Source organism: Arthrobacter sp. CAL618, assembly GCF_000468215.1.
In the GTDB taxonomy this organism is placed as follows: Bacteria; Actinomycetota; Actinomycetes; order Actinomycetales; family Micrococcaceae; genus Arthrobacter_D.
This window is the reverse complement of sequence record NZ_ASZW01000085.1, coordinates 1-4,482: the sequence shown is the minus strand read 5'-3', so window position 1 is coordinate 4,482 and position 4,482 is coordinate 1. Positions and strand designations below refer to the sequence as shown.

General features: G+C 64.8%; 6 protein-coding genes (1 of these 6 only partly in view). 1 reads left to right on the top strand and 5 read right to left on the bottom strand.

The window, feature by feature from the left end; genetic code table 11:
* The 5 genes in view from K728_RS0105205 to truB are tightly spaced (at most 60 nt apart) and all read right to left on the bottom strand, a layout consistent with a single transcriptional unit that may run on beyond the window.
* On the bottom strand, positions 1-690 hold the 5' portion of the coding sequence (locus K728_RS0105205; protein ID WP_024476060.1) for a bifunctional riboflavin kinase/FAD synthetase. 285 nt of this gene lie to the left of the window's left edge; 690 of the gene's 975 nt are visible here — the first part of the coding sequence; it begins with the start codon at positions 688-690; the stop codon falls past the left edge of the window.
* A 60-nt stretch (positions 691-750) separates the two neighbouring features.
* Positions 751-1,422, bottom strand: coding sequence for a DUF4345 domain-containing protein (locus K728_RS20055; protein ID WP_156911188.1), 672 nt, complete (start codon positions 1,420-1,422; stop codon positions 751-753).
* A gap of 53 nt (positions 1,423-1,475) precedes the next feature.
* Positions 1,476-1,955 (bottom strand): hypothetical protein, encoded by a 480-nt coding sequence (locus tag K728_RS0105195; RefSeq protein WP_024476058.1) that lies wholly within the window; start codon positions 1,953-1,955, stop codon positions 1,476-1,478.
* Positions 1,952-2,323 carry a hypothetical protein gene (locus K728_RS0105190; protein WP_019483466.1) on the bottom strand — a complete coding sequence of 124 codons (372 nt, stop codon included), beginning with the start codon at positions 2,321-2,323 and terminating at the stop codon, positions 1,952-1,954. Before K728_RS0105190 ends, K728_RS0105195 begins: the two co-directional genes overlap by 4 nt.
* Positions 2,320-3,207 (bottom strand): tRNA pseudouridine(55) synthase TruB, encoded by an 888-nt coding sequence (gene truB / locus K728_RS0105185; protein ID WP_443110860.1) that lies wholly within the window; start codon positions 3,205-3,207, stop codon positions 2,320-2,322. Before truB ends, K728_RS0105190 begins: the two co-directional genes overlap by 4 nt.
* A gap of 69 nt (positions 3,208-3,276) precedes the next feature.
* Here truB and K728_RS0105180 point away from each other — a divergent pair, with 69 nt between their 5' ends.
* Positions 3,277-4,455 (top strand): pyridoxal phosphate-dependent aminotransferase, encoded by a 1,179-nt coding sequence (locus K728_RS0105180; RefSeq protein ID WP_024476057.1) that lies wholly within the window; start codon positions 3,277-3,279, stop codon positions 4,453-4,455.
* Positions 4,456-4,482: the final 27 nt, after the last annotated feature.

Genomic DNA, 4,482 nt, shown 5'->3' with positions numbered 1-4,482 from the left:
GGCGGGAATATAGCCGCCGGAGGCTGGTGACAGGTTGGCGGTCGGGTAGCCCAGTTCACGGCCGCGGGCCGCGCCGTGGACCACTTCGCCGCGCATCCGGTGTGGCCGTCCGAGGATCCGCGCGGCAGTTGCCACGTCCCCGTCTTCCAGGGCCTCGCGGACCCAGGTGGAGGAACAGCGCCGATCGCCGTCGGCCTCGGTGGGATCGGTCGGGCTGGCGCCGAAATCGTCGATGACGATCACCTCGAAACCGAGTTTCTGTCCCAGTTCGCGCATCGTACCGAGGTCGCCGCTATTGTCCCGACCGAAGCGGACATCGTGACCGATCACCACGGCGCGGGCGTTGAGGGCGTCGACGAAGACCTTTTGGACGAACTCTTCCGGCGTGTTTGCCGCCAGTTTCAGCGTGTAATGCATCATCAGCAACGCCTGGATCCCGGTGGTGGCGAGGGTCTCGATGCGGTCCTCAAGACCCATGATGAGTTCCGGCGCCTGCTCCGGCCGATGCACCTTGGCGGGGTGGGGCTCAAACGAGATGACTACCGCTGCGGCGTCGCGGTCGCTTGCCGCGGCGACCAGCTGTTGCAACACCCGCTGATGGCCGAGGTGGACACCGTCGAAATTACCAATGGTGACCACCGATGGACCAAAACCATTCGGAACACTGGTCAGGTCATTCCAGTAGTACACGCATCTCCTCTTTCGTTGTAAACCGCCCCCGGGCCCGGGGTGCAGCGCTGACCGCCGGTCTTAGCCGCGTGCTGCGTACTCGTTGCGGATCTCGGTGGTCTTGGCGATGTACCGGTGCCACACCAGCAATGCTGCCGGGAAGGCGAGTTCAATGACCATCAGGATGATCATCATGTAGTGGGGGGTTCCGGAGAACGCCCAGGACAGGACCCGGCCGATACCGCCGATGAAGACCATCAGGCAGACCATCCAGAGCATGTTGGCCCACTCAAACTTCACGCCAATGGTGATAAACGCGGCTCCCACACCGACCATCATCGCCGAGAAAAAGCGGAACTGGCTTTCGAGCGTGGGGCTGGGGTTCCCAATATCGGTGTCAGGCACGCCCGAGGTTCCCGTGATCAGGTAGAAGGCGCCGAAACCGGCGAGGATCAGACCCACCAGGACGACGACAGTCCTGAAGACGCCCCACTCCCCCTTGGGCGACTTGGGCTTGGCGGTCTTCTTTCCGCTCTTCGCAGCGGTTTTGGGTGCCGACGACGGCGTCCCTGCCTTCGCCTGCGCTCCGGCCGGGCTGGCGGGCTGGCCCGCGGTCCGCCCGGCGGCATGGCCCGGAGCCTGAGCGCCCGTTGGCCGTGGCTGCCCGGCGGAGGGGCTTCCCGGCGCGCTACCCGAGGCCGGGCGGGTGCTGGCCTGCGGATTGCCGGTGGGGTGGTTCTCTGAACTGGACATGATGCTCCCTTTAACTGGCTCCAGCATTAATTGGTACTCCTGCAGTCATACTCTCACGCAGCGGGGCTGATCCGCTCGGTGGTCTGCACCGTTGGTGTTCCCGGCCGATTCAGAAAAAGCCACCAGAGGCCAAGGATCGGCAGAACCAGCGGCACGAAGCCGTATCCCCTGCCGAACAGGGACCACACCGTGTCACTGGGAAATGCCTCCGGGTCGAGGAGGCTGAACAGCCCGACTGTGAGGACACCTACGAGTTCCAGACCCACCGCACCGACTGAAATCCAGTACCAGCGTCTCCCCGGCATCGCCAGGGCCACGGTCGCCAGGACGTAGACGACCGCGGCAAGCGCGGTCAGGAGGTAGGCGAGTGGCGCCTCACCGAATTTGGTGCCGATCTGGAAGGCTGCGCGTGCGGTTGCCGCGAGGGCGAAGACCCCATACACGGCAATCAGCAGGCGTCCCGGCCCGCTGTTGCGGTGCCGGGAGACAGCAGCGCTGTTCTCGGGGCTGTGGTCGGTGCTGTTGTCGGTCACAGGGGCACCCGATCCCAGATTTGTTCCATCCGGAACAGCATAACGAAGACAGTGATTCCGACGGCGCCCAGCACCAGGTTGCTCCACCTGCTGCGCTCCAGGATGGCCCACCAGAACCCGGCCACGGGGATGCACAGTGCGGTCAACAGGTAGCCCCAGAACTCCCAGGCCTCCCCCGCGATTGCCTCACCACCGGCCTGCCTGATGATGGCTGCCACCCCATAAACCAGGAGAAACAACTCAACAGCTGCGACCGAGAGGATGGTGATGTCATTCGGTGGCTGCCGGATCACCGCAGCACCGAAGCAGATCACGGCCGACGCCAGGCACACTATGACGCCGGCGATAAAGAACCCGTCAACGATCACTGGGCAGAGCCGTTCCCGGGAGCGAAAACCAGCAGGGGGCGGGCCCGGTCTGACGAGTTCTTGAGGAGGGCGATCAGGGTGCCGTCGGGGGCGAACGCGGCCACCGGACCGTCGTCGGGCCCGGCCGGGATGAAACGCCCGTGCGATAGATCGAGTGCTTCGGCTGCGGAAAGTTCGCGGGGGGTGAAGAGCACCCGCGCCGCATCGTTGATGGGCAACAGTCGGAGATCGGTGGCCAGTTCCTCCAGGGTTGCCGACTGTTCCAGCGAGTACGGACCCACTTGGGTCCGGCGGAGTGCCGTCAGATGTCCGCCGACGCCCAGTGAACCGCCCAGGTCCCGGGCCAGCGCCCGAATATAGGTCCCCGAACTGCATTCGACTGTGACATCGATGTCCAGCAGCGTTCCATCGCCCTCCGCGCTTGTCACGGGCCGGATGTCGTGGATATCAAAGCGGTGGATGGTGACCGGGCGTGCCGCGAGGACCACGTCCTCCCCGGAGCGAACCCGGGTGTAGGCGCGCTGCCCGTTGACTTTGATGGCGCTCACGCTGCTGGGTATCTGCTGTATTTCACCGGTAAGCGCTTCCGCCCCGGCACGGACGGCCTCGGCGGTGATGCCCGCGGCGTCGGCGGTTGTAACCACGTCGCCCTCAGCGTCGTCGGTCACCGTCGACTGCCCCAGCCGAATGGTGGCCGTATAGGTTTTGGACGTACCGACCACATAGGTGAGCAGCCGGGTGGCCCGGTTGATGCCGACCACCAGCACGCCTGTTGCCATCGGATCGAGGGTGCCAGCGTGGCCCACCTTACGGGTCCCGGCGATACCGCGCATTTTGCTGACGACGTCATGACTGGTCCAGCCCTGAGGCTTGTCCACGATTATTAGTCCTGAGTGGACTTGCCCGGAATTCACGCCTCTCAGTATAGGGCGACGCGGGGATACGCTTGCCCAATGCCGAAGATCTCGTCCCACGCCGATTCGCTCCCAGCCAACCAGATCCGTGAAATCACTCAAGCTGCCTGGGCGACGCCCGGTGCAATTGTGCTGAGCATCGGCGAACCGGGGTTTCCGGTGGCTCGCCATGTTCTGGAAGCCGGGATGGCAGCGTTGGACCGGGACGAGACCAACTACACACCCAATGCTGGCATCGCCCCCCTGAGGGAAGCCTTCGCCGCCCGGTTCAGCGCACAGAATGCGGTCGACGTGGACCCGGGTCGGGTCTACGTGACAGCGGGGGCCCAGCAGGGACTGCACCTGGCCATGAGCCTGCTGCTCGACGTCGGCGACGAGGTGCTGATCCCCAATCCCGGTTATCCCACGTTTGGCATGACTGCCGGTCTACTGCACGCCGTACCCGTGGAGTACCCGCTGCACGCCGAGCACGGGTTCCAGCCCCGGGTGAAGGACCTCGAGGAACTCCTGAGCTCCCGCACCCGGGTCATCGTCCTGAACTCCCCGTCGAACCCGCTCGGTGCTGTCTTCAGCGAAGGCCTGACCCGTGAGCTGATGGAATTCGCCCGGGCCCACGACCTCTGGGTTATCTCCGATGAGTGCTACGAATCGTTCACCTATGACGTCCCGCATGTCAGCCCCGCCCGTTTCGATAGGCCGGGAGCAGACAGGGTTTTCACCTCCATCACCCTGTCCAAGACCTATGGGCTCACCGGGATTCGGGTCGGAGCGCTCATTACGCCCCCGGGCATGCAACAGCAGCTCGACAACGTGATGGAATCGATCGTGTCCTGCGTGGCGGCGTCGTCGCAGTATTCGGCGTTGGCAGCGCTGACCGGCCCGCAGGATTATGTGGCGACGGCGCTGAGCCACTACCGGAGCAACAGGGACGCGGCTTCGGCTGTGCTGCAATCGCTGGGCATCGACTTCCTTGACGCCGAGGGCGCCTTTTACCTGTGGGCTGACTTGTCGCACGCCACGGACGGCGACGTCCGGAAGTGGGTGCACGTGCTGCTTCGCGAACGGGGCGTGGCGGTGGCGCCCGGGACTGCGTTTGGTTCGATTGGCGAGGGGTGGATCCGCATTTCGCTCTGCGGCGACTCGGCCGAACTCATCGACGGTCTCTCCCGCCTTCCGGCACGGCCTCGCGGCGATGACGCTGACCTCAACCAGGACTAGTTCCCGGCGAACTTAAGGACAGCAGGG

Coding starts and splice junctions, on each gene's coding strand:
- K728_RS20055 (WP_156911188.1), bottom strand. CDS start 1,422: ATGTCCAGTTCAGAGAACCACCCCACCGGCAATCCGCAGGCCAGCACC.
- K728_RS0105180 (WP_024476057.1), top strand. CDS start 3,277: ATGCCGAAGATCTCGTCCCACGCCGATTCGCTCCCAGCCAACCAGATC.